General features: G+C 61.6%; 19 protein-coding genes. 11 read left to right on the top strand and 8 right to left on the bottom strand.

The features are described 5' to 3' along the window. Nucleotides 1-28: 28 nt before the first annotated feature. Nucleotides 29-1195: a porin gene (locus tag BLW71_RS06485; RefSeq protein ID WP_091794233.1), complete on the bottom strand. Its 1167-nt coding sequence runs from the start codon at nucleotides 1193-1195 to the stop codon at nucleotides 29-31. A 267-nt stretch (nucleotides 1196-1462) separates the two neighbouring features. Here BLW71_RS06485 and aldA point away from each other — a divergent pair, with 267 nt between their 5' ends. The 4 genes from aldA to BLW71_RS06465 all read left to right on the top strand — a co-directional run bounded on the left by aldA (nucleotide 1463) and on the right by BLW71_RS06465 (nucleotide 7324). Further along, nucleotides 1463-2899, top strand: coding sequence for an aldehyde dehydrogenase (aldA, locus tag BLW71_RS06480; RefSeq protein ID WP_091794231.1), 1437 nt, complete (start codon nucleotides 1463-1465; stop codon nucleotides 2897-2899). 152 nt (nucleotides 2900-3051) lie between these two features. Then, complete coding sequence (locus BLW71_RS06475) at nucleotides 3052-4374, top strand: MFS transporter (RefSeq protein WP_091794229.1); 1323 nt, start codon at nucleotides 3052-3054, stop codon at nucleotides 4372-4374. Further along, nucleotides 4375-5592, top strand: a complete 1218-nt coding sequence (locus BLW71_RS06470; protein ID WP_091794227.1) for a mandelate racemase/muconate lactonizing enzyme family protein — start codon at nucleotides 4375-4377, stop codon at nucleotides 5590-5592. A gap of 70 nt (nucleotides 5593-5662) precedes the next feature. Next, nucleotides 5663-7324, top strand: coding sequence for a GMC family oxidoreductase (locus BLW71_RS06465; RefSeq protein ID WP_091794225.1), 1662 nt, complete (start codon nucleotides 5663-5665; stop codon nucleotides 7322-7324). 144 nt (nucleotides 7325-7468) lie between these two features. Here the strand turns inward: BLW71_RS06465 and BLW71_RS06460 are convergent, their stop codons facing one another. The 4 genes from BLW71_RS06460 to BLW71_RS06445 all read right to left on the bottom strand — a co-directional run bounded on the left by BLW71_RS06460 (nucleotide 7469) and on the right by BLW71_RS06445 (nucleotide 13007). Next, the gene (locus BLW71_RS06460) at nucleotides 7469-8404 is read right to left on the bottom strand and encodes a LysR substrate-binding domain-containing protein (RefSeq protein WP_091794223.1); all 936 of its coding nucleotides are present in this window, start codon (nucleotides 8402-8404) and stop codon (nucleotides 7469-7471) included. Between the two features lie 115 nt (nucleotides 8405-8519). Then, nucleotides 8520-9998, bottom strand: coding sequence for a phenylacetaldehyde dehydrogenase StyD (gene styD, locus BLW71_RS06455; RefSeq protein WP_091794221.1), 1479 nt, complete (start codon nucleotides 9996-9998; stop codon nucleotides 8520-8522). Nucleotides 9999-10033: 35 nt separating this feature from the next. Next, complete coding sequence (locus BLW71_RS06450; RefSeq protein WP_091794219.1) at nucleotides 10034-11041, bottom strand: hypothetical protein; 1008 nt, start codon at nucleotides 11039-11041, stop codon at nucleotides 10034-10036. Next, complete coding sequence (locus BLW71_RS06445) at nucleotides 11022-13007, bottom strand: primary-amine oxidase (RefSeq protein WP_091794217.1); 1986 nt, start codon at nucleotides 13005-13007, stop codon at nucleotides 11022-11024. The genes BLW71_RS06450 and BLW71_RS06445 overlap by 20 nt, the downstream gene beginning before the upstream one ends. A gap of 199 nt (nucleotides 13008-13206) precedes the next feature. Here BLW71_RS06445 and BLW71_RS06440 point away from each other — a divergent pair, with 199 nt between their 5' ends. The 3 genes from BLW71_RS06440 to BLW71_RS06430 all read left to right on the top strand — a co-directional run bounded on the left by BLW71_RS06440 (nucleotide 13207) and on the right by BLW71_RS06430 (nucleotide 17210). Beyond that, a complete protein-coding gene (locus BLW71_RS06440) occupies nucleotides 13207-14205 on the top strand; it encodes an AraC family transcriptional regulator (RefSeq protein WP_091794215.1) in 999 nt (332 codons plus the stop codon). 292 nt (nucleotides 14206-14497) lie between these two features. Next, nucleotides 14498-15949 (top strand): APC family permease, encoded by a 1452-nt coding sequence (locus BLW71_RS06435; RefSeq protein ID WP_177204984.1) that lies wholly within the window; start codon nucleotides 14498-14500, stop codon nucleotides 15947-15949. Nucleotides 15950-15995: 46 nt separating this feature from the next. After that, on the top strand, nucleotides 15996-17210 hold the full coding sequence (locus BLW71_RS06430; RefSeq protein WP_091794213.1) for a porin: 1215 nt from the start codon (nucleotides 15996-15998) through the stop codon (nucleotides 17208-17210). 28 nt (nucleotides 17211-17238) lie between these two features. Here BLW71_RS06430 and BLW71_RS06425 read toward each other — a convergent pair whose 3' ends face one another. After that, entirely contained in the window at nucleotides 17239-17604 is a 366-nt protein-coding gene (locus BLW71_RS06425; protein ID WP_091800518.1) for a hypothetical protein, read from the bottom strand. 164 nt (nucleotides 17605-17768) lie between these two features. Next, the gene (gene tam, locus BLW71_RS06420; protein ID WP_091794211.1) at nucleotides 17769-18545 is read right to left on the bottom strand and encodes a trans-aconitate 2-methyltransferase; all 777 of its coding nucleotides are present in this window, start codon (nucleotides 18543-18545) and stop codon (nucleotides 17769-17771) included. A 146-nt stretch (nucleotides 18546-18691) separates the two neighbouring features. Here tam and BLW71_RS06415 point away from each other — a divergent pair, with 146 nt between their 5' ends. From BLW71_RS06415 to BLW71_RS06410, 3 genes are read left to right on the top strand one after another with little or no spacing between them, the layout of a single operon-like run. Continuing rightward, nucleotides 18692-19588, top strand: a complete 897-nt coding sequence (locus BLW71_RS06415) for a LysR family transcriptional regulator (RefSeq protein WP_091794209.1) — start codon at nucleotides 18692-18694, stop codon at nucleotides 19586-19588. Nucleotides 19589-19624: 36 nt separating this feature from the next. Next, nucleotides 19625-19990 (top strand): hypothetical protein, encoded by a 366-nt coding sequence (locus BLW71_RS40765; RefSeq protein ID WP_143048307.1) that lies wholly within the window; start codon nucleotides 19625-19627, stop codon nucleotides 19988-19990. A 58-nt stretch (nucleotides 19991-20048) separates the two neighbouring features. Beyond that, nucleotides 20049-21653: a hypothetical protein gene (locus BLW71_RS06410; RefSeq protein ID WP_091794207.1), complete on the top strand. Its 1605-nt coding sequence runs from the start codon at nucleotides 20049-20051 to the stop codon at nucleotides 21651-21653. 115 nt (nucleotides 21654-21768) lie between these two features. Here BLW71_RS06410 and BLW71_RS06405 read toward each other — a convergent pair whose 3' ends face one another. Next, nucleotides 21769-22599, bottom strand: coding sequence for an oxidoreductase (locus BLW71_RS06405; protein ID WP_091794204.1), 831 nt, complete (start codon nucleotides 22597-22599; stop codon nucleotides 21769-21771). Nucleotides 22600-22860: 261 nt separating this feature from the next. Here BLW71_RS06405 and BLW71_RS06400 point away from each other — a divergent pair, with 261 nt between their 5' ends. Further along, nucleotides 22861-23769 (top strand): AraC family transcriptional regulator, encoded by a 909-nt coding sequence (locus BLW71_RS06400; RefSeq protein WP_408303501.1) that lies wholly within the window; start codon nucleotides 22861-22863, stop codon nucleotides 23767-23769.

The raw sequence follows: 23769 nt of genomic DNA, 5'->3' as shown, positions 1-23769 counted from the left end.
ACGATGCGGACGCGAAGCCCCCACTGCTTTAAAACTTATGCCGCAGCGCGACCCGAACAGCGACCTGCGTACTCGTCGACGAAGGCGCCTGCACGCCAGGAATGAACGCGTTGTCGAGAATCGAGTGAGTCGAATCGCCCGCCACCTTCTGGTACTCGCCCTGCACATAAACGTCGGTGCGCGTCGACAGGTTGTAATCCGCCATCAACCCCACCGAGTGGATCTTCGGCTTCACACTGCCTGACGACGCGTCGTAGTTCTCCATCGTGTACACATACTGGGCGCCGACAAAGAACGCCGGCGTGAACTGGTATTTGCCGTTCACCTCGAAGTTCTGATACTTCAGCGTATTCAACGTCACGCCCGGCGCGGCCAGCGGAATGCCGATATAGCCGTTGCCGGTCGGATTCTTGTAGTTCGAGTTGGTGTACGCAAAACCTGCCGTCGCCGAGCCGAACGTGTAGTTGATGCCGCCGCCGAACACCCGCATGCGTCCGGCGATAAAGCTCGCGTCGTTGGCGGTGATCGCGCCGGTGGAGCCCACGCCCGGATTGTCCGCCTGCATGTAGGCAGCGGCCACCAGCAGGCCGCCGTTCGCGTACTGGCCGCCGAAGCTGTACGCGCGGTTGTTCGCAAAGCTGGTGTCATTGCTGAAGCTGTACACGCCGCCGAACTGGAAGCCCGCGATCTCCGGGCTCGCATACTTCACGCTATTGCCGAGACGGAACGAGTTGTCCGTGTTGTCGTTGTCGTAGGGATGCGCGAAGAGGTAGCCGGCCCAGTTGCCGTTGGCGGTGGTCTGAGCGAGGTAATCGACCACGGAATCGTACTGGCGCCCCAGCGTGACCGTGCCGAAGCGGCTGTCGCTCAACCCCACGTAGGCCTGCCGGCCAAACATGCGGCCACCCTGGCCGAGCCGCCCGGAGCTTACGTCGAAGCCATTTTCCAGTTGAAACACGGCCTTCATGCCGCCGCCCAGATCTTCCGCACCCTTCATGCCCCAGCGGCTGCCTTGCGCGTAGCCGCTCGCCATTTCCCAAACCGCGCCGTGTCCGGCGTTGTTGGTGTAGTCGATGCCTTCGTCGAGTACGCCGTACAGCGTCACGCTGCTTTGGGCGAAGGCCGAGGACGCGGCCAGTGAGGTGAGTGACGTGAGCGCCATGAATGCGGCGGTCGCGATGCGGTTCTTTTTCATCTTGAGCTCCAGACGTTGGTAGTGAGCGGGCCGAATGCCTTCGACGCCCGCTGCTTTTTGGCAAAGCCCGGATTCTGCAAGTTGGGAGGCCGATCGCGAATGAGGCACATCCCTGGATAAACGTGATTTTTTAGAATGTTTGTCCCGCAAATTATTCGCTTGTGGCCAGCGGTGACGCAGAGAAAAATTCCGTCCATGCACCTTTGGCAGACAAGCCATAGCCGAGGGCGATGCGTTTTTCGCACCAATGCTTTTCAGGAGACGACCATGCGACTCGATCGGAATTTTGCTAACGGCCGGTTCAACGAACCCGCGACAGGAACCGCTGGCAGCGAGCTCATCGCCGTCTACAATCCGGCCACGGAGGCCGTCATTGCCCACGTGACGGGCGCCACCGAAGCTGAAGCCATCGCCGCTGTCGAGGCCGCCGCGGTCGCGCAAAAAGGCTGGCGCAAGCTGCCTTCGACCGAGCGCGCGGCTTACCTGCACAAACTCGCCGATGCGCTGACCGAATGCGCGCCGGCCATCGGCGCGGCGCTCGCGCTGGAGTCGGGCAAGAGCGTGGCCGACGCCACCAACGAGGCGATCTACGCCGGCCAGATCACCCGCTATCACGCGGAGTGGGCGCGCCGCATCGAAGGAGAAGTGATTCCGAGCGATGCGCCCGACGAAAACCTCGTGCTGCATCGCGAGCCGATCGGCGTGGTGGCGTGTCTGATTCCGTTCAACTATCCCGTCTACACGTTCATGCGCAAAGTGGCGCCGGCGCTGATCGCCGGCAACACGGTCGTAGTGCGCCCGAGCAACAACACGCCGACTTCCGCATTCGAAATCGCCAAAGCGGTCGAGAAGGCCGGTATGCCCGCGGGCGTGGTGAACATTCTCGCGATGAATCATGCGACCGCAGAAGCGCTCTGCACGCATCCCAAGGTCGGCATGATCACGCTGACGGGCAGCGTCGGCGCGGGCCGCAAGGTACTCGACTACTGCAAGGCGAATATCGCCAAGCCATCGCTGGAACTGGGCGGCAAGACGCCCGCGATTATCGAGGCCGATGCCGATCTGGAGAAAGCCGCGCGCGACCTGGTCGCTTCCAAGACCACGCACTGCGGTCAGTTGTGCACGGCGATCGAACGGGTCTACGTGCAGGAAAGCGTGCATGACCGGTTCGTCGCGCTGCTGAAAAAGCATATGAGCGCGGTGGAAAGCGGCGATCGCAGCGAACAGCCCTCGCTGATGGGGCCGCTCGTCAACGAAGCGTCACGCCAGTCGATTCACGCGATGGTGGAACGTGCGGTCGCGGCAGGCGCGAAGCTCGAAACCGGCGGCAAGCTGCCGCAAGGAAAAGGCTTCTTCTACCCGGCCACGTTACTGTCGAACTGCCGCCAGGACATGGAAATCATCCAGGAAGAAACGTTCGGTCCGATCATGCCGGTCGTCAAATACCGCACGCTGGACGAAGCGCTTGAGATGGCCAACGACCATCAATTCGGTTTGTCGTCGGTGCTGTATACGGAGAACTATCGCGGTGCGATGAAGATCGCCAACGGCATCGAGGCAGGCGAGCTGTATGTGAACCGTACGCCGGCCGATCCGTATCAGGGCTTTCACGCCGGCTGGAAACGTTCGGGCCTCGGCGGCGACGACGGCAAGCACGGCATGCTCGAATTCACCCAAACCCGTCTCGTGGTCATGAAGTACTGAAGCTGAACCGGCACGCACCGCACGTCGAACCCACGGCGCGTGTCTGCCTTGCAACCCAAAGAAGCGCAGCAAACCGCTGCCAGTCCATAACAAAACATATTGGAGACCCGGCGGGCCGGTGGGCCGGTGCTGTGTCTCTGAGGAGCGCTCACGTGTCATCCCAACCCGTTCGAACCAACGCATCGCTCGCTTTAGGCGACGAGCAGGCCGCACTGCAAGACAGCAAGACGCAGCGCTATATCCAGCTGATGTTGCTGGTGATCGCAGCCGGCGCGATCTACCCGATTCTGTATCTGCGGCAGGTGTATCAGCCGACCATGCTCGAAGTGTTCCACATCACCGATAGCCAACTCGGATATCTGTATTCGTCGCTGGGCACGATTTTTCTGGTGAGTTATCTGCCGAGCGGCTGGCTCGCGGACCGCATCGCGACGCGTCTGCTGATCTGTTTTTCGCTGATCGCCACCGGCGCGCTCGGGCTGTGGTATTCGACCGCGCCGTCGTTTCCCATGCTGATGATGATCTTCGGCGGCTGGGGTTTGTCGACCGGCCTGACGTTCTGGGCCGCCGTCATCAAACGCGTGACGATGATCGCCGGCACGCATGAGCAGGGTCGTTTCTTCGGCTTGCTCGACGGCGGACGCGGCCTGATCGAAGCCATGCTCGCGACAATCGCGATCACGCTGTTCGCATGGATGACGCAAACCAAAGGTGCACCGGTCGCGGCCGGTTTTAAGCTGGTGGTGTACATGTACGCGTTTCTGTGCATTGCGCTCGGCGTCGTGCTCGCGCTTGTCAAAGACCCGCAAGGCACCGAAGACGCAGCCGCCAATCGCGCCGCGCGTCAACGCAACAACGTGCTGGTCGACCTGAAGACGCTCGCGAAGATTCCCGAACTGTGGCTGGTTGCCGCCATTGTGTTCTGCGGCTATCAGGTGTTCTGGGCCACTTACAGTTTCTCTGCGTATCTGCATGAAGGTGAGATCGGCCTGACGGTCGTGATGGCCGGCACGATCACCACGCTCAAGCTGTGGATGCGGCCGATCGGCGGCATTGGTGGCGGCTTTCTGGGCGACCGCTATTCGAAGGTGTCGGTGCTCGTGATCGCGCTCTTTCTCGCCGCGCTGTCGCTCGTGGGACTGATGGCGGCGCCGCGTATTTCGAGCCACGTGCTGCTGGTTTTCCTGGTGTTGTTCATCGGTATTCTGACTTACGCGATTCGCGGCCTGTACTGGTCGCTGCTGGACCGCTGCAATATTCCGGTCGCCACGATGGGTCTTGCGATCGGCCTGATCTCCGTGCTCGGTTATTCGCCGGACGTGTTCCTGCCGCTCATCAACGGTTATCTGACGCAGACGTTCCCGGGCGTCTTCGGCTACCAGCTCTACTTCGGCTATGTCGCCGCCATGGCGGCGCTCGGCGGCTTTGCCGGGCTCGCGCTGAGAAACATGCTCAATAGAAAAGAGGTTGCGTAAATGAAAGTTGTCTCGCTCGAAACGCATATCGTCGCCGTACCGCCGCCGCACGTGGGCGGCATGTACTGGATCTTTGTCAAGCTCAAGACCGATTGCGGGATTGAAGGCGTCGGCGAAATCTATTCGGCGACGTTCCACCCGAAAGCGATGACTCATATCATCGACGACGTTTTCGGCCGCTATCTGCTCGACAAGGACCCGCACCATATCGAGCGGCTCTGGCGCGAGGCGTATTCGAGCGGTTTCACGCAACGCCCCGATCTGACGATGATGGGCGTGGTCAGCGGCCTGGAAATGGCGTGCTGGGACATTATCGGCAAGGCGGCCGGCAAGCCGGTGTACGAGTTGCTCGGCGGCATGGTGAATCAGCGGCTGCGTTCATACACGTACCTGTATCCGAAGAACAGCCGCGGCGAATACGACTACGACGATCCGGATCTGGCGGCCGAATGCGCGGCTGAAAACGTCAAACGCGGGTTCACAGCGGTGAAGTTCGATCCGGCCGGGCCGTACACGGCGTACTCGGGTCATCAGTTGTCGATGGAAGTGCTGGATCGTTGCGAAACCTTCTGCCGGCGCGTGCGCGAAGCGGTGGGCAGCAAGGCCGACCTGCTGTTCGGCACGCACGGGCAGATGGTGCCTTCGTCGGCGATCCGGCTCGCGAAACGCCTCGAAAAATACGATCCGCTGTGGTTCGAGGAGCCGGTGCCGCCGGGCCAGGAAGGCGCCATGGCGCAGGTCGCGCAACACACCAGCATTCCGATTGCCGCCGGTGAACGCCTTACCACCAAGTACGAATTCTTCAAGTTGCTGGAAGCGGGCGCCGCGTCGATTCTGCAGTTGAATGTGGCTCGTGTGGGCGGCCTGCTCGAAGCGAAGAAAGTCGCGACGCTGGCCGAGGTGTACTACGCGCAGATCGCCCCACATCTGTACAACGGGCCGATTGGCGCGGCGGCCAGCATCCAGCTCGCCACCTGCACACCGAACTTCCTGATTCAGGAAAGCATCGGCACGTGGGACGGTTTTCATGCGGCCGTGCTGAAGAAGCCGATTCAATGGGAAGACGGCTACATCATTCCTTCGCAGGAGCCGGGTCTCGGCGTCGAGCTGAATATGGAGGTCGTCAGGCAGCACACGCCTTACACCGGCGAGCGCCTGCATCTGCAGATGGCGGCGCAGCCGGCCGACGTGAAGGATCTCGCGCCGGCAAAGGGTTGAGCGTGGTTTGATCTGGCGAGTTTCACCAATACGCTTTCAATGGATTGAGCGCCGTCTGGCGATATAGAGCATGAACTACGATTACATTATCGTCGGCGCGGGTTCGGCGGGCTGCATTCTCGCCAATCGCCTGTCGGCGTCGGGCCAATACTCGGTGCTGCTGCTCGAAGCAGGCGGCAAGGACAGCTCGTTCTGGTTCAAGATTCCAGTGGGTTTCACCAAGACGTACTACAACGAAACCTACAACTGGATGTACTACAGCGAGCCGGAAAAGGAACTCGACAACCGGCCGATTTATTGTCCTCGCGGCAAGGTGCAAGGCGGCTCGGGCTCGATCAACGCGATGATCTTCGTGCGCGGCCAGCCGCACGATTTCGACGATTGGGCCGCTGCCGGCAACAGGGGCTGGGCGTTTCGCGACGTGCTGCCGTATTTCCGCAAGCTCGAATCGCATCCGCTCGGCAACACGGAATATCACGGTGCCGACGGCCCGATCCGCATCTCGCCGATGAAAGACGCGGTGCATCCGATCTGCCATGTGTTCCTCAAGGGCTGTGATCAGGCGGGCTACCAGCGCAGCGACGACTTCAACGGCGCGCAATTCGAAGGCGCTGGTATTTACGACGTGAATACGCGCAACGGGCAGCGTTCGTCGAGCAGTTTCGAGTATCTGCATCCGGTGCTCTCACGCAAGAACCTGCGGGTCGAGCGCGACGTGCTGGTAAGCCGCGTTCTATTCGACGGCAACCAACGCGCGATCGGCGTGAGCGTCACGCAGAACGGTGTCGCACGGCAATTCATGGCGACGCGCGAAGTGATCCTGTCCGCGGGCGCGGTCGATTCGCCGAAGCTGCTGCAACTCTCCGGCGTGGGTGACAGCGCGTTACTGGCGAAGCATCGCATCGCAATGGTCAAGGATCTGCCCGCCGTGGGCCAGAACCTGCAAGATCATCTGTGCGTGAGCTTCTACTACCGCTCGAACATGAAGACGCTGAACGACGAGATGCGGCCGTTGCTCGGCAAGCTCAAGCTCGGTCTGCAGTATCTGCTGACGCGCAAGGGACCGCTCGCGATGAGCGTGAACCAGTCGGGCGGCTTCTTCAAGGGCAGCGAACGCGAGGCGCAGCCGAACCTGCAGTTGTACTTCAATCCGCTGTCGTACCGGATTCCGAAGAGCAATAAGGCGAATCTCGAACCTGAACCGTATTCGGGCTTTCTGCTGGCATTCAATCCGTGCCGGCCGACAAGCCGTGGTTCGATCGAGATCGCATCGAATCGCGCCGAGGACGCCGCGAAGATCCGTATCAATGCGCTGAGCACGGAGAAAGACATCAGCGAAGTGATCCAGGGTTGCGAACTGGTGCGCAAGGTGATGGCTTCGCCGGCACTGAAGGCGATTACGGTCGAGGAGATTTCGCCGGGACCGCAGGTGAACACGCGGGAAGGTTTTCTGCAGTACTTCCGCGAGCAATCGGGGTCGATCTACCACCTGTGCGGTTCGTGCGCGATGGGCGACGATCCGCGCACCTCGGTGGTCGATGCGCGGTTGCGCGTGCATGGCCTTGCCGGCCTGCGCGTGGTCGATGCATCGATCTTTCCGAATATCACGTCGGGCAATATCAATGCGCCCACCATGATGGTCGCGGAAAAGGGCGCCGACATGATTCTCGCGGACGCGGCGAGTCAGGCCGCGTACCGTCCCGACGTGGCCGAGCTGGCTGCCGCGGCTTGACGGCGTGATGGGCCCGGCGGTTGTCGGGCAGGCCACCGCACAGTAAGAAACCGCGCCGATGCGATGCCATCGGCGCGGTTTTTATTTCATACGATGTGGCGTGTGTGACGCGTCGCAATGCCGCTCGGTGCTGCAACGCACGCCTCAATCCTCGTCGCTCATAGGCGCCGATTCCGACGCATCGAGCGCGCGTCCGCTCAACCAGATCTCCTGCTGCAGCCAGTCGCGAAACAGCGCGACGTGTGGCAGATCGTCCTGCTCGCTACGGGTGACGAACCAGTACGACTGATGCCCGTCCACATGCACGTTCAGCACCTGCACGAGTTGGCCTTCCGCGAGTTCGCGCGCGATCATGTGACGGTCGGCGATCGTCACGCCGAGTCCGTCGATCGCGGCGCGAATCGCGTGGTCGAGCAGATCGAATTCGTAACCGCCGCGCGTATCGACGTTTTCAATTCCCGCCGCTTTCAACCAATGCTGCCAGGTGAGGTAGCGCTGATCGGCGCTCGCCAGCACGTGCAGCAGCGTGAACTGATTCAGGTCGATCGCCGCACGGCCCGCCGCTCGCGCGAGCAAGGCGGGCGAGCAGACGGCGATATGCCGCTCGTTCATCAATAGCCGGCTATCCACGCCTTCCCACTCGCCATTGCCAAAGCGGATCGCGCAGTCGAGCACGCCGGATTCCGCGAGGTTATCGTCGACGCGCGTCGACAGACTCAGTTCGAGCTGCGGATGCGCGTCACGCAAGCGGCCGAGACGCGGCATCAGCCAGCGGCTCGTGAAGGTGGGCGGCGCATTGATACGCAGACGGTTGCGGTGAGTTTTCTCCTGCAGCCCGCGAACCGTGAGTTCGATCCGGTCGAACGATTGCTGCAACGCCTGCAGAAGAATCCGGCCGGCGGCGGAGAGTTCCAGATGATGGTGATGACGCTGCAACAGCGTCTCGCCCAGTTGTGCCTCGAGTTGCCGGACCTGGCGGCTGACCGCGCTTTGCGTGACGTTGAGCAGTTCCGCGGCGCGGGTAAAGCTGCCCGTGCGGCCGGCCACTTCGAAGGCTTTGAGCGCATTCAGCGCGGGCATTTTGCGTTTCAAGATGTTCGACCGGGAGGTGAGGCGCGGTAGCGCGATGTCCCGGTATTTTACTGGTTTGCCTGCGCGGCGCCTGCCTGACAAGCGGCGCGCAGGCGGCCCGTCATCAATAAGCAATACAGACCGACTTGCTCTCCGTATAGGTGTCGATGATCGCCTTGCCGTGTTCGCGGCCGATGCCGGACGCCTTGAAGCCGCCGAACGGCATGGCCGGATCGACCATGTTGTGCGTGTTGACCCAGACGGTTCCGGCCTCGATGCCATCCACCAGCCGCAACGCCTTGTCGAGCTGGTTGGTCCAGACGCTCGCGCCGAGTCCGTACTCGGAGGCGTTCGCCTCAATCAGCACTTCATCGATGTCGTCGTAGGGCATGGCCACCAGCACCGGTCCGAACACCTCTTCCTTGACGACGGAAAGCGGCTTGCGGGTGCGATTGGCGATCACCGTCGGCCGCACGAAGTAGCCGTCGCTCTCCACGCGCGCATCGCGCGACACGATCTCTCCGCCTTCGTCCTTGCCTTGCGCGATCATGCCGGCAACCTTGTCGCGGTGCCGCGCGGAAACCATTGGGCCCATCTGCGTCGCGGCATCGAAACCGGAGCCGAGTGTGATGCCGTCGGCAACGGCTGCGATGCCTTGCACGACTTCGTCATAAATCGAACGTGCGACGTACAGGCGCGAGCCTGCCGTGCAAACCTGCCCATGGTTGAAAAAGATCGCGCTGGCCGCGCCTTCGATAGCCTTGCGCGGGTCGCAGTCGTCGAGCACGATTACCGGGCTCTTGCCGCCCAATTCGAGCGACGCGCGCTTCAGATCGTCGGCGCATTGCCGGCCGATGATGCGCCCGACCTCGGTCGATCCGGTGAACGTGACCTTGTTCACCAGCGGATGCCGGACGAGCGCCGCGCCGGTGGTTTCGCCTCGGCCGGTGACCACGTTGAATACGCCGGCAGGGAAGCCCGCTTCATACGCCAGTTCAGCGAGCCGGATGGCGGTCAACGGCGTTTCTTCTGCCGGTTTGAGCACTACCGTGCAACCGCAGGCCAGCGCCGGGGCGATTTTCCATACCGCCATCAGCAGCGGGAAATTCCACGGAACGATTGCTGCGACCACGCCGGCCGGCACGCGCCTCGTCGACGCGTTGTAGCGCGTGCCCGGCGGGAAGGGGATCGACAGATCGAACGTCGTGCCTTCGATCTTGGTCGCCCAGCCGGCCATATAGCGCAACCATTGCACGCTGCCCGCGACTTCCAGCATCTTCGAGAAGCCGATGAGCTTGCCTTGATTCAGCGTTTCCAGCGTGGCGAGTTCGTCGCTATGCCGCTCCATGAGGTCGGCGAGCTTGAGCAGCAATCCTTCGCGCATGGCCGGCGGCATTCTGCGCCACGCGTCGGATTCGAAGGCGGCTTTCGAGGTTCTAGCGGCGTGATCGATATCCGCTTCCGACGCGTCGGGGATCTGCGCGATTGCTTCCGCGGTGGCCGGATTGAAGATCGGGAAGGTTTTGCCCGCAGCGCTGCCGGTCTTTTCGCCGTTGATGAACATGGTATGTGGCAGCGTCACCGCTGGCTTGTGTTCAGTCATGATGTTTTGTCTCCGTTGGGGTAGTGGCCGTTGCGCTAGCCGGAAGGGTTCGTTTGACGCCGGTATGGGTTCGAATGCGGATGGAAGAGGTGCGTTGCACGCCAACGCACTGCTAAAGACGCAGCGCAGATCAGGTTTGCTGCCGCGCCCAACGCATACAGCACGACAAAGCCATCGCCGAAAAAGTAGGGAGTGGTCGACAACGCCGCGCCCAACACCATGCCGACGTGATGCGCGAGGCCGGGACAGCTTGCGCTCGATAAGCTGTTCGAGCGTGCGCGCAAGTTGACGAGCGCTGGAATCGTCAGGCAGTCGAGAGCCAGAAAGAGAGTCGTCGCGAGCGGGGCGAGCGCGGGATTGTCGTTCGCCGCAAGCGTGCCGATCAGCGCCGCCCGCGCGACGTACAACGCGATCAGCATGCGATTGCCGTGTGAACGGTCGGCGATGAATGCGAGCGCGCAGACTGCGGCAAGCAATAGCGCGATTTGCCAGAGCGGCTGCGCGCCGCTTACGCCGCAAATCGCAAAGAGCTGGAAGCGGGCAAGGCTGCCGCTCGACAGTCCCGCCAGCAGGGCGAGCAAAGCCGTTGCGGCTGAAGGTGGCGCCGTGTTGACCGATTCGTGCGTGCGGCGATGCAGGTCGTGACGCTGTTTGACGGAGGGGCCGAGCACGCACAGTCTATAGAACGACATTCCGATGGCCATTGCCATCATCAGCACTGCAATGACAGTGCCGTGCGCCGAACTGTTCAGATACGCCGGCACATGGTTCATCGCGGTAAGCGTCGCGATCAACGTCGTGGCGCTCGCCAGCAGGGTGTGGCGGGCGCACGAGCGTGACATCAGCAGTGGCACGCTCATCATGACCAGCAGCATCAGCGCGCTCATCCACAGCGAAGTAGCGCGCGGACCGATACCGGCCTGCATCAGCAGCGTAGCGCCGCCGCTCGCGAGGCCCACGCACGCCGAACTCGCGCACAGCACGCGCGCGAGGGCGGTGTGCCGCGCACGAGACACGGTCGGATCAGTGCTTGCAGCAACCATGATCCGGGGACTTTCCGTCTTCAACGCTGTTCAGATCACGCTCGGCGGGCAGGTCCATGGTCGGGTTCGCCGGGAAGAAGTTGTTCGGCTTGAGCATGAAGCCCGCGTATTCCACCGGCATCACCGGGAAGTCCTCCGGCTTGCACACGTGTGTGTGGCCGAAGCTGTGCCACAGCACGATGTCTTCGTTCTCGATGTTGCGGTTCGCTTCGATATAGCGCGGCAGTCCGCCACCGCCTGAATGCTGATTCGGGTAATCGCCGCTGGCATAGCGCTCGGCCGGATCGAACGGCGTGACCCATACGTGACGCGTGGCAAAGCCGCCGCGCTGGCGCACCTTGGAACGTTCATCGGCGAGCATCAGCGGCGAGTCGTTCACGACCAGCTTGTAGCCTGGATTCGCGCCGACGGCATTCTTCACGTTCGGGTTGAAGACCTTCCAGTAACGGCCGGTGTTGCCGCTCGCGACACGGGCCGCTTCGCTTTCGGTTTTCAACACGCGCTTCGTCGTGTCGAACACATTGCCGTACGGGTTGGTGTCGCCCATTGGACGAGGCACGAATTCATGTTCGGTCACGGTGTTGTGCTCGCCGTCCACCATCATATGCATGCGGGCATTGAAGAAGTGCTGGTGCGTCGGGCCGCCGAGGTTCTCCGTGATCATGCCGCCCCAAGGATAGGTATCGCCGTCGGCGACCGCCGAAGTCTGCACGATGCCGGTCAGCTTGCATTCGAGCTGGATCGTGCCGTCCTGGTAGAGATACCAGTAGAAGCCGTAGTCGTAGTTGCCGACCGTGGCGAAGAAGGAAATCACGAGACGACGCGAGCGGCGCATTTCGAACACGCCGGTGCGGAATTCATAGTGCTTCCACAGCGTGCCGTAGTCTTCTTCGTGCATGCAGACGGCGTTCCTCATCACGAATGCATTGCCGAAGTCGTCCGCGGACGGAATGTCGAAATAGCGAATCGTGCCGAGGCAATCGCAACCCAGTTCGAGCTGGTTCGCGAGTTTGCCGAGACCGTATTCGCCGGCGTCGAAGGCGCTTTTCCAGTAATGGTTGGTGCTCGGGTCGGAGTAGGGCACGCACATTTCCGTGACGCTCGCACGGTAGATGATCGGTCGCGCGCTCTTGCCGTCGTCCCACGAAAGTTGATGCAGGACGAGTCCTTCACGCGGCGTAAAGCCGACGCGAAAGTTCCAGTTCTGCCAGTTCACGTGCCAGCCGTCGATCGTAAAGCTCGGGCCGTCGGGCTGGTTGATCGAGAGCGGTTTGAGCGTGCTGCGCGGCTCGCCGAGGCTCGGCGTGTCGTAGTTGTGTTTGGCGCGCGGAATCGGAATGATGCGGCCGTCGTCCACGAGTTCGATCACCTTCTTTTCGAGCAGATCGACCACGGCGAGCACGCCTTCAATAGGATGCGCATAGCCGTTATCGGTCAGCGTTTCGCGGTAGTAGCTCACGCAGCGCACGAGACGCCGGCCGTTCTCGTTCTCGCGATCGAAACAGCCCGCCGAGAACGGATCGACCTGAACGCGTTCCAGATCTTTTTCGCTGAGGCCGCGTTTCATCACGGCCACGCGCCATGCTTCGTCGCTCTTGACGATCTGTTCCGCGTTCATGAAGTCGTCGATCATGATCGGCGGCTGGCCGTAAGGCGCCTCGCCGAATGGCATGACGCGGCGCGCGGCGATCTTCTTTTCTCTCAGGTCCACCTCGAATTCGATCGTCGCGCCATTCGTCCGATCGATTGCAAGCACGAAGGCTGTCCGCGAAAAATACTCGCCGGTCTTGAACGCCACGACTTCGGCTTTCGGCGGCTCGCGCAGTTCCACCATCGGAAAACGCGCGTGCGAATCGAGTTTTTCCGCGGCTTTCACGAGATCGCACGCTAGCTGCATTTCTGCGCCGCTCAGCGGATCGAGCGGATGAACGGGGACGTGAGCGGCTTTCGTGGCATTCGTGTTCATAAGATTCCCGTAAGGAGTTGCTGGACCGGACAGCGTGCTCGCGAGGCAAATGGCGCGCGGCAATCGCTGAGTCGATGGCAAATCGTAGGAACCCAATATTATTTTCGCGCTTGCTTATCGCGCCAAATGAACGATAAAGTGCGCCAAGAGGAATGACTCGGGCAACACATCAGCGAAGACTGAGGAGGAGACGCTCAACATGAAAAAAGTCACGCTCAACGGCAGTTTCCCGATGATTCGCGCCGCGGTCATGGGACCGGTTGTGCGCGCTCTCGACGCATCGGGCGCGCAATGCGACGCGCTGCTGGAGGAGTTCGGCATGAGTCGGCGGCTCTTGTCCAATCCGTATGAAATTCTGCCGCTCACGCGTTATGTGGCCGCGTTCGAACGTGCCGCCGAAGTGCTCGGCGAGTCCGCACTCGGCTTGCGCCTCGGCAGCGAATTACAAGTGACGGAACTCGGGCCGGCGGGTCTGGTGTTCTTTTCGTCCCCCACCTTGAACGCGGCGTTGCGCAAGTTTTCGCTCGCGCTCGCGTCGTGGCAGAACACCACGACCTGCGAATTGCTACGCGACGACGAATGGCCGATGTGGACTTATCAGATCGCCAGTCCGCAAATCTGGCCGCGCCGGCAGGATGCGGAATACAGCCTCTCGACCATGTGCCATATGGTCCGGCTGGTGAGGGGAGCAGCGTGGAATCCGGTCGAAGTCCATTTTGAGCACGCAGCGCCCGCGGATCTCAAACCGTATGCGCGGATCTTTCGTGTGCCGGTGCGCTTTCAGCAGCCTTTCAACGGGATGATTCTGCGTCCGCAGGATCTCGACGCACCGCTCAAGAGCGCCGATTCGCAAATGGCGCGCATGATGGAGCGCCACGCGACCGACCTGATTGCACGCGATGCGATGCCCCACAGCATCGTCGAGCAGGTTCGCGATCTGGTTACGCGGCGTCTCGCGCACGAAAAGCTGATCGTTGCCGACATTGCGAAAGATCTCGGTCTCTCGCACCGCTCGTTGCAGCGGCACCTTGCGGAGCAGGGCACGTCCGTGCGGCAGATCCTGCGCGAGGAGCGGCAGCGCAGTGTGGAGGGGCTGCTCGAACGGGAAGAACTCACCAATGCGGCGATCGCCCGCGCAGTCGGTTATGCCGATGCGACCGTCTTGTGGCGCGCCACGCGCAACTGGAAAAAACAATAGCGCCGGACCTCATGGCATTTTCTTTCATTGTGAAAGTATCGTGCAGGCCAGATGTTGCCGCGCGAAAATAGTTCAGGTTCCTAAATATTCACGGCAAGCCGCTGAATTCTGGCTTCCCGGCGCATTGGCGCACATTATCGAAAATTTGGCGCGGTTCGCGAAGTCGCTTTATTTTTTAGCTACCTACCATGCGCTCACACCGAAGCTTCGGACGTCGGTCAACCGGGTGCCTGGATCAGCCGTGCTGGGGTTCAGGACGTGTTCCAGACTAGCCAACACAACAGAGGCAGCGATGAGTGAACCTTATTCTCCGACCCGTGCGGTCGACGCGGAGAACGCCGTGGAATTGAAAGGCAATACGCTGGGCCTGTGGCAGATCGTTTTCCTCGTGATTTCGGCGGCCGCGCCGCTGACCGGCATGCTCGGCGCGGTGCCGCCCGCGATCAGTCTGGGCAACGGCGCGGGCATTCCGGGCGCGTTCGTGGTTGCGGGCGTGGTGCTACTGATCTTCAGCGTCGGCTTTGCTTCGATGAGCCGGCACGTGGTGCGTGCCGGTGCGTTCTATGCATACATCACCGCCGGACTTGGACGGCCGTTGGGCATGGCCGGCGCGCTCGTCGCACTAATGTCGTACACGTTCATCCAGATCGCGCTATACGGGCTGTTCGGATTCTTCTGCACTGTGATTCTCTCGCCGCTGCTGCATACCGGCTTACCCTGGTACGGCTATTCGTTGATCTGCGTAGCCGTGGTGCAATTCACCGGAATACGCGGTATCGATCTGAATAGCCGCCTGCTCGGCGTGCTGATGTGTCTTGAACTGGGCATTCTGCTGCTGCTCGCAATTGCGATCGTCGTGCATGGTGGCGGACCCAACGGCCTAACGCTGGCGCCGTTCACGCCGCAACATGTGTTCAGCGGCCACCTCGGCATTGCGGTGATGTTCGCGTTTGCGTCGTTCATCGGCTTCGAGGCCACCGCGATTTACGGTAAGGAATGCCGCGATCCGAAAGTGACGGTGCCTCGCGCGACGTACGTATCGGTCATGCTGATTCTCGTGTTCTTCGCCTTTGTTACGTGGACGATTGTCTGCGCGTACGGTCTTGCCGATGTGGTCACGGTCGCCACCAAACAGCCCGGCGATTTCTGGTTCATCCAGTCCGGCAAATATCTGGGCGGAGCGGTGACGACGGTGATGAGCTTTCTGCTGCTCAGCAGTATCTTCGCGAGTCTGTTGTCGTTTCATAACACGCTGGTGCGTTATATCCACGCGCTGAGTCTCGAGGGCATCCTGCCGCAAGTGCTTACCCGCGTGCACGAAAAGTACCGTTCGCCGTATAGGGCGAGCTATCTGCAAACGCTGTCCGTTTGCGTGCTGCTCGGGCTTTTCATCGCGGCGGGCAGCGATGCGTTCAACATCGTGTTCAGCTGGAGCTCTGCGCTCGGCACGATCGGCATTGTGATGTTGCAGGCGGTGACGAGTTTTTCGGTGATCGCGTTCTTCCGCAAGACGCGTAAGGACACGCGCGTATGGCACTCGTTAGTCGCACCGCTGGTGGGTGGTTTGGGTCTGCTCTATATCGGCGTGATTCTGGTGCGCAATCTCGACGCGCTCAGCGGCTCCGATAGTCCGATCGTCAAATCCTTTCCGTGGATCGTGTTCACGGTGGCGTGCGTCGGCGTGGTGATCGGTCTCATTCTGCGCAGGAAGCGCCCGGATATCTACGCGCGCTTCGGCCAGTAATCGCGTCGCTCGACTACCACTCTCCTTACTTCCCGGCAGGAAAATCATGGCAGACAATTTCGTCAAGCGCCCGGCGCTTGCGCTGGCCGCGCTCGGCCTTGCGATGGGCGCGCACGCGCAATCTTCGGTGACGCTTTACGGCACCGTCGACGCCGGTGTCGTCTACACGAACAACCAGCAAACGACGCTCGCCGACGGCAGCACCAACGGGCACGCGAACTACCAGCTGGCGGGCGGCAATCTGGTGCCGTCGCGCTGGGGCTTGATGGGCACGGAGGACATTGGCGGCGGGACGAGCGTCAACTTCGCGCTGGAGAACAGCTTTCTGATCGGCAACGGCGCGATGCTGCAATCGAATACGCTGTTCAACCGCAATGCGTGGGTCGGGTTGAACAACGGTACGTATGGGGCGTTGACGTTCGGGCGTCAATACGATCCGTTCTCGGACTATATGGGTGCGTACGCGTCGAGCAACAATTGGGCGACGCTATACGGTTCGCATTTCGGCGACATCGACAATCTGAACGAAGCATTCAACTTCAATAATTCGATCAAGTACATCAGTCCGAGTTTCGGTGGCTTCACGGTGGGTGGCCTGTTCAGTCTGGGCGGCGTGGCGGGTCATTTTTCGCAGAACAAGGGGTGGGCGCTGGCGGCGAATTACGCGCAGGGACCGTTGTCGCTGAGCGCGGGTTATCTGGAGTTGAATCAGCCGTTGCAGGCGGCGTTGGGCGGCACCAGCAGCTATATCGGCGATCTGAGTTGCGCTAACGCGAACGCGTCGTATTGTCTGTTGCAGGATGCGAGCAAGGTGCGCATTCTTGGGGCAGGGGGCTCGTACGCGTTCGGCAAGGCGAGTGTGGCGGTGACTTATACGCACACACGGCTGTCGCAAAGCCAGTACTTCGCGAGTGCCGCGCGACCCGCGGGAGCCGATGTTTCGTTCGATATTGCCGAGTTGAATACGACTTATATGGTTGCGCCGGATTTGCAGCTTGGGCTGGCGTATATCTTCAATGATGCCAAACCGAGCGGCGGGGCTTCTACCCGGGTGCACCAAGTCAATCTTGGCGCGGTGTACAGCCTGTCGAAGCGCACCGCTGTCTATGCCGTGGCGATCGGGCAAAAGTCTTCAGGGGCCGGGTTGGGAGTGGATCCGGCGACCGGAGGGACGGAGAATCTGGCGCAGATTCCCAATATCGTCAATTCGGATACGGATCGGCAGGTTTCGGTGATTTTGGGGCTGCGGCATAACTTTTGATGCACCCCGGCCAAGGCAAAAACCTAAGCTAATCCGCCAGCCTTTTATCAGCCAAAGCATTCTGACAATCGGCGATCACCTGCCTGACGAGCCTGGCCTGAGGGTCCAGCTCGTCCGTATCAAGAATCTCCTCGACCGCGTCTCTAGCCCAATCGGTTTCGACAAACTGTGCGTGCCGCCGCGCAATCTCCACCGCGGTGGCCGACAGTTTCGCGATACTCAGCCAGTCGGCCTCGCGCGCGCGCCGGTCGAGCCATTTGTGGGCCGCCTGCACGTGAAACGCCGCGTCGGGCCAGTCCTCATTCAGGTAATAAGCGCCAAGACTGCCGCATGTGAGCCAGCACAACAGCTCCAAACGGTCTCGTGGACTCAGATGATGGCGTACATCACTCATGGCGACGCTCGCTGCTGTAAATTGCGTTCCGGTGAGGACGGCGAGCCGCCATCCTCCGCTTTGATTGAACAATATCACGCAGAATTCAAGCGCGGCAATTCCTGACGTTCCCTGGCGTGCCGGCGCCACAGCAGGCACGCCAGCCGACTCGCGGGCCTGCTGCGCTAGCGGGTGGCGACGATGAACAGCCGCGGAAACGGCAACAGCACCGTGCCGTCGGCGAGTGCCGGATAAGCCTCGGCGATAGCGTCGCGGTATCGCCGCAGGAAGGCGGCTTGCCCGGCGGCGTCGAGTTCGGCGAGGAAGGGCCGTAGCGCGCTGCCCTTGAACCATTCGACCACCGCGTCCGTGCCGCCCGCAAGCGGGTGGTGGTAGACGGTGCGCCACACGTCGACCCGCGCGCACAGCGGCTCGAGCAACGCGTAGTACCAGCCGGCGTCGTAGCGCAGGGTGCGCTCGAGGCCACTCAGTCTGGCAGCCCACGGGCCGTCCGCAGCGATTTCGCGCAGCAGACGGTGTGCGGGCTCGTCCAGGTTGTCCGGCATCTGCACGGCGAGACTGCCGCCCGGCGCGAGCTTCGCCACGAGCGACGGAAACAGCCGCTCATGATCAGGCACCCATTGCAGCACCGCATTGGCAAGAATCAGGTCATAGGGCCCATGCGCGTCCCACGTGGCAATGTCGCTCACCTCGAACTGGAATTGCGGCAGGCGCTTGCGGGCCGCCTCGATCATGTCCGGCGAGCTGTCCATGCCGCTGACGACGGCGCCCGGCAGACGCGCGGCGAGCGCTTCGGTCGAGTTGCCCGGGCCGCAGCCAATGTCCACCGCGCTCCGTACGTCCGTTGCCGGCACGGCCGCCAGCAGATCCCTGACCGGACGCGTGCGCTCGTTTTCGAACAACACGTATTGCTTTGCTTGCCAATCCTGCTTCGACGTCATCTGTTGCTCCTCGTGTGCATGATGGCCGGACCGGTTGTCGGGGACTCCGTCTGGACCGTGCCCCGAACCGATCCAATCCGTTCATTTTCAGTGGCGCCGAGCGCGGAGTAAAATGAATTTATCATTCCGATTCCTTCATTTTTCTAATGAAAATCGACACGCTCGGTGTCCAGGCATTCGTCGCCATTGCGGATCGCGGCAGCTTCCAGAGCGCCGCCGATTCATTGCACGTCACGCAAACGGCGATTACGCAGCGTCTGCGCAAGCTCGAAACCTACCTCGGCGTCACGCTGATCGAGCGGACCACGCGGTCCATGGCGCTCACCGAAATCGGGCGCAGTTTTTTGCCGCAGGCGCGCCGCCTGCTCGGCGAACTCGCCGACGCGCTGGTGGAAATCCGCGAGACGGGCGAGGCGCGGCGTGGCGATGTCTCGATCGCCTGTGTGCCGACGGTGGGCGTGCAGTATTTGCCGCGCATTCTGCAGGCCTATTCCGCGCGCTACCCGCATAACCGGATCAGGATTCTCGATCACGCTTCGGCCGCGGTGGAGGAGGCCGTGCTGCGCCGGGAGGTGGAATTCGGCATCAATATCGCGCGCGAGGCGCAGCCGGATCTGGTCAGCGTGCCGCTCACGGAGGACCGCTACGTCTTGATCTGCCATGAAGATCATCCGCTCGCGAAGCGGCGCCGCATTGCCTGGCGGCAACTGCAATCCTATCCGCTGATTCTCGCGGGCGAGGTGAGCGGCAACCGCGCGTTACTGGATGTCGCGCTGGAGTCGAGCGAGCTGGCCTTGCGCTCCTTTTACGAGGTCCAGCGCAGTTCGACCGCTGTCGGCCTGGTCGCGCAAGGTGTGGGCGCGGCCGTGGTGCCGGCGCTCGCGCTCCAGAAGGGCGCGTATGCGACGGTGCGCACCGTCGAACTCACGCAACCCGTTGTGTCGCGCACACTCGTCCTCGTGGTGCGCAAGACCGCGCAGTTGTCGCCGGCGGCGCAGGCGCTCTACGACATGATTCTCGAGCAGGCGACGCTCAAAGCGTGAAAGCGTGAAGCCGTGAAGCCGTGAAGCCGTGAAGCCGTGAAAGCGGCGACGGCCAGGAAGCAAGGTCGTCAGGCCGCGTTCCGCCTGCGCGTCTCCACTTCACTTGAGCGTAACCCGTTGGTCGCTCGACGAAAGCGCCACTCACTCGCCTATGCGACGCGATGTCACTCTCACGGAGCCAAGGTATGCGGAACAATCCGTTGCCGCTCGACCGGCTTCGCGGATATTTTCGCGATCCTGATTATCCCGATCTCAGTGATCATGCCGGTCGGCGTTAGTGACGGGCAGTTGGGCGCCCGCTCAATGACTTTCTTATTCAGATTGCTTTGTTTCGGAAAGCCAATCGTCTTTCAATTTCATAAGCGCAAATTGAGTTTTAACCGGCGCAGCATTGTGTTGTGAAGACGATCAGTTGAACATAGCGCCCGCGTCACCACCCACATTGTGAGGATAGAACTGAATGCAAAGTAACAAGAAAATGGCGCTGCGGCTTGGCGCGATTGCGGCTGTGGTATCTCTGAGTGTGTCATCCGCGTTTGCTGTTGTCAGCGAGCCCGCGCCGAATCCGTTTTTTTCGTCGAAGACCTATGCGTTGACTCACGTCGATCCGGCAGCTACCGACGTCGCACCCTATCCTCTAACGCGCGGCACGTTCCACATCGACCCGGCCAAAGAGCCACGCGTGATTCGCGGCCCCGTCAACATCATGACGCTCGAGTCCACATCGAAAGACTTTATGTGGGGAGTGTCGAGCGAAGGTGCGACGTACATCGACGTCTCGAACGGCGGATTCAGGGAAGTCGCGCGCATCACGCCGCCGGGCGTCAAGGTGATCGAGCCTGCAGTGCTCGGCAAGGTGCTGGATCAGCATTTCGCTAACGTCGATCAGGTGAAGGACGCCGTTTTCAACCGGTTGGGCCTCGATCAGACGCGCGTGGGCAATGGCATCTACGGTCTGGTCGACAAGGACAACCGCGTCTACTACAACACCGCGGACGGCCGGATCTTCGTCTATGGCCTGAAGGATCCGCGCAATCCCGCAGCGGGTATCGAGGTGGTCGCGTCGCGCGATCTGAGCAAAGATGTGCTGACGGGCCAGCACGGCTTCTCCGGCAAGGAAGGCATCATGGGTCTGAATCTGACTTATGACGGCAGGCTCGTCGTGCTGGGCAACAACTCGGTCTCCGTGATCAACCGCGATCTGACCGGCCAGGCCCACACCATCCACCTCGACGAGAACGAGTTCGTCAGCAATTCGGTTGCGGTCGACGACAGGAACGGCCTCTATTTCGCCTCCGACAAGAAGATGCACAAGGTCGTCTGGACGGGGACCAAACTCTCCAACGACGCGTCTGACGGCGCGTGGAGTTCGCCATACGACACGGGCGACTGGTTGCCGACCGTCAAGTTCGGCACCGGAACCGGCTCGACGCCGACCTTGATGGGCTTCGGCAAAGATGACGACCGGCTCGTCGTGATAACGGACGGCGCGGATCGCATGAAGCTCGTGGCGTTCTGGCGCGACCAGATTCCCGAGGGCTTCAAGAAACAGTCGGGCACGAAATCGAACCGGATCGCGGGTCAGATTCTCGTGACTGCCGGCTTGCCGTCGAGCACGAAATACATCCAGTCCGAGCAGTCGGTGGTTGTCAACGGATATGGCGCATTCGTGGTCAACAACATTGCCGAGCACGGCGAAAAGGACAAACTGGTCGACGTCCTGTCGCTCGGTCCGATCAACAAGCCGGCGCATGGGGCCGAGCGGATCGACTGGGATCCGGTGAAGCATCAGTGGAAGTCGGCGTGGACCAACGCTTCGGTGGTGTCGATCAGCATGGCGCCGACCATGAGCGGCCCTTCCGGCATTGTGATGACCAATGGCTACTACGAGAAAGACGGCTGGGAGATGGACGGCCTCGACTGGAATACCGGCAAGGTCGTGTATCGCGCGATTTTCGGCAGGTCCAATTGGGGTAACGGCGGCTACGCTCAACCGCAACTGTTCCCGAACGGCGATTTGCTGTTCAACAGCATCGGCGGGCCGATCCGGATTCGGAATCAGTAAGCGGTAGAGGCAGTCAAGACGGTGTACCGGCGCGCGCGATCGGCAGATTGATTGCGCGCGCTCCGTTTTTATGGGCTTTCGATACGCCCACGGCCGCGCACGTGCATCGTTGTTTTCACGCGAAGTCGGTCGAACGCGACAACGCCTCCCACGTTTCAATCTCCGCGTTCAGTGCGGCGAGCTTCGCTTTCACCAGATCGAACGCGTCGTTGCCGAGCAGCAGGTGCACCGGCGGATTCTCCGCTGCGACGATCGTCAACAGTGCTTGAGCCGCTTTGCGCGGATCGCCGGCCTGCTTGCCACTCTTCGCCTCGCGCGCCTCGCGGATCGGGTCGAACAGGGCGTCGTAGTCGGCAATGCTGCGGCCAGCGCGGATCATCGAGCGGCCGGCCCAGTCAGTGCGGAACGACCCGGGCGCGACGGCCGTCACCTTGATGCCAAAGCCTGCCACTTCTTTCGCCAGCGTCTCGGTGATGCCTTCGAGCGCGAATTTGCTACCGCAGTAGTACGCAATGCCGGGCAACGTGATGAAGCCGCCCATCGAGGTGATATTGATGATGTGACCCGAGCGACGCTCACGCATGGCCGGCAAGACGGCCTTGATCATCGCCACCGCGCCGAACACGTTGACGTCGAATTGCCGGCGTATATCGTCGAGCGGCGACTCTTCCAGCGTACCCTCGTGCCCGTAACCCGCGTTGTTGACGAGGACGTCGATCGGGCCGACCGTTTGCGTGATCGTCGCGACGGCGGGCGCGATGGCGTCGAACTCCGTTACGTCGAGCACGATGGCGTGGGCCCGTCCAGCCGCTAGCGCCATGAAGGCGTCGCGCGCGGCCTGATTGCGCACCGTGCCGACGACGATATGACCCGCGTCGAGCGCAGCCTGCGCGAACGCGCGGCCAAAACCGGAACTCACGCCGGTGATCAGAAACGTTTTGCTCATGATGATCCACTCCTTTGTTTATCCGCCGTCACGCGGCGCCTTCGGGCGAAAGCGCACGGCCTCGACGGAAGCCAGCCCAGGACTGCATGGTAGGGGCGGCCAGGTCCGGTGCGAATGCCGGTTCGTCTGCGGTGATTGCCTAATCCTATGAGTCGATGGATTTTCCAGCGCGGCGGTGGCACATTGCCGTCTGGTTATGCATGTTTTGGAAGGGGCTCAAAAGTGACGGCCAAACACCGTAATCCAGGCGCGCGGCAACGCATGGTGGCCTTGCTCGAAAATCTCGCGCCGGTGGAAGGCTACAACCTCACCGTGTTGCCCGACGTGCGCTTTTTGCGTTCGAACCGGCCGCTCAGTCGCACGCCCGTGCTGTACGACCCCGGCGTGGTGATCGTGTGCCAGGGCCGCAAACGGGGCTTTCTCGGCAATACGGTCTACGTGTACGACGCGCAGCACTATCTGGCCGTCTCGGTGCCGGTGCCGTTCTCGATGGAAACCGAAGCGAGCGAGGCGGAGCCTTTGCTCGCGATCTATTTGCGCCTCGACTTCAAGGTGGCGGCCGATCTGATGCTGCAACTCGACGAGCGGAACGCGGGCGTGCGAGCCGAGCCGCTCGGCATGATGTCGACCCCGCTCGATGCGAAGTTGAGCGCTTCAGTGCTGCGTTTCCTGGAAGCGATGAGCGTGCCGCTGGAGGCCGAGCTGCTCGGGCCGGCGCTGGTGCGCGAAATCTATTTCCACGTGCTGACGGGTGAGCAGGGCGGGGCGCTGCGCGCCGCCCTGACCGCGCAAGGACAATTCGCGAGGATCGCCAAGGCCATCCGCAAGATTCACGCGTGTTATGGCGAGCCCCTGGGCGTCGAGCAACTGGCGCTGGAAGCGAACATGAGCGTGCCCACCTTCCACTTTCACTTCAAGGCAGTCACGCGCTCGTCGCCCATGCAATATCTGAAGTCGACGCGGCTTCATCAGGCGCGCCTTCTCATGGTGAGAAACGAGATGACGGCAGCGCTGGCGTGCGCGCAGGTGGGTTATGAAAGCGCTTCGCAGTTCAGCCGCGAATTCAAGCGCCTATTCGGCCGCAGTCCGGTCGAGGAGGCCGACCGGTTGCGCAAGACCTTCGCCATGCCGCCGCCCGCGCCGGGCTCGATCTTTGTCGCTTCGCACTGA

This window comes from Burkholderia sp. WP9, assembly GCF_900104795.1.
Taxonomy (GTDB): domain Bacteria; phylum Pseudomonadota; class Gammaproteobacteria; order Burkholderiales; family Burkholderiaceae; genus Paraburkholderia.
The sequence above is the reverse complement of the archived record's forward strand: the minus strand, read 5'-3'. Positions and strand labels throughout refer to the sequence as shown.

Bases quoted from the DNA above. Each gene is read 5' to 3' on its own strand.
- BLW71_RS06485 (WP_091794233.1), bottom strand. From the start codon at position 1,195: ATGAAAAAGAACCGCATCGCGACCGCCGCATTCATGGCGCTCACGTCA.
- BLW71_RS06415 (WP_091794209.1), top strand. From the start codon at position 18,692: ATGAAAATCGACACGCTCGGTGTCCAGGCATTCGTCGCCATTGCGGAT.
- BLW71_RS06425 (WP_091800518.1), bottom strand. From the start codon at position 17,604: ATGAGTGATGTACGCCATCATCTGAGTCCACGAGACCGTTTGGAGCTG.
- BLW71_RS06465 (WP_091794225.1), top strand. From the start codon at position 5,663: ATGAACTACGATTACATTATCGTCGGCGCGGGTTCGGCGGGCTGCATT.
- BLW71_RS06435 (WP_177204984.1), top strand. From the start codon at position 14,498: ATGAGTGAACCTTATTCTCCGACCCGTGCGGTCGACGCGGAGAACGCC.
- BLW71_RS06405 (WP_091794204.1), bottom strand. From the start codon at position 22,599: ATGAGCAAAACGTTTCTGATCACCGGCGTGAGTTCCGGTTTTGGCCGC.
- BLW71_RS06470 (WP_091794227.1), top strand. From the start codon at position 4,375: ATGAAAGTTGTCTCGCTCGAAACGCATATCGTCGCCGTACCGCCGCCG.
- tam (WP_091794211.1), bottom strand. From the start codon at position 18,545: ATGACGTCGAAGCAGGATTGGCAAGCAAAGCAATACGTGTTGTTCGAA.
- aldA (WP_091794231.1), top strand. From the start codon at position 1,463: ATGCGACTCGATCGGAATTTTGCTAACGGCCGGTTCAACGAACCCGCG.
- styD (WP_091794221.1), bottom strand. From the start codon at position 9,998: ATGACTGAACACAAGCCAGCGGTGACGCTGCCACATACCATGTTCATC.
- BLW71_RS06430 (WP_091794213.1), top strand. From the start codon at position 15,996: ATGGCAGACAATTTCGTCAAGCGCCCGGCGCTTGCGCTGGCCGCGCTC.
- BLW71_RS06410 (WP_091794207.1), top strand. From the start codon at position 20,049: ATGCAAAGTAACAAGAAAATGGCGCTGCGGCTTGGCGCGATTGCGGCT.
- BLW71_RS06440 (WP_091794215.1), top strand. From the start codon at position 13,207: ATGAAAAAAGTCACGCTCAACGGCAGTTTCCCGATGATTCGCGCCGCG.
- BLW71_RS06445 (WP_091794217.1), bottom strand. From the start codon at position 13,007: ATGAACACGAATGCCACGAAAGCCGCTCACGTCCCCGTTCATCCGCTC.
- BLW71_RS06400 (WP_408303501.1), top strand. From the start codon at position 22,861: ATGGTGGCCTTGCTCGAAAATCTCGCGCCGGTGGAAGGCTACAACCTC.
- BLW71_RS06460 (WP_091794223.1), bottom strand. From the start codon at position 8,404: ATGCCCGCGCTGAATGCGCTCAAAGCCTTCGAAGTGGCCGGCCGCACG.
- BLW71_RS06450 (WP_091794219.1), bottom strand. From the start codon at position 11,041: ATGGTTGCTGCAAGCACTGATCCGACCGTGTCTCGTGCGCGGCACACC.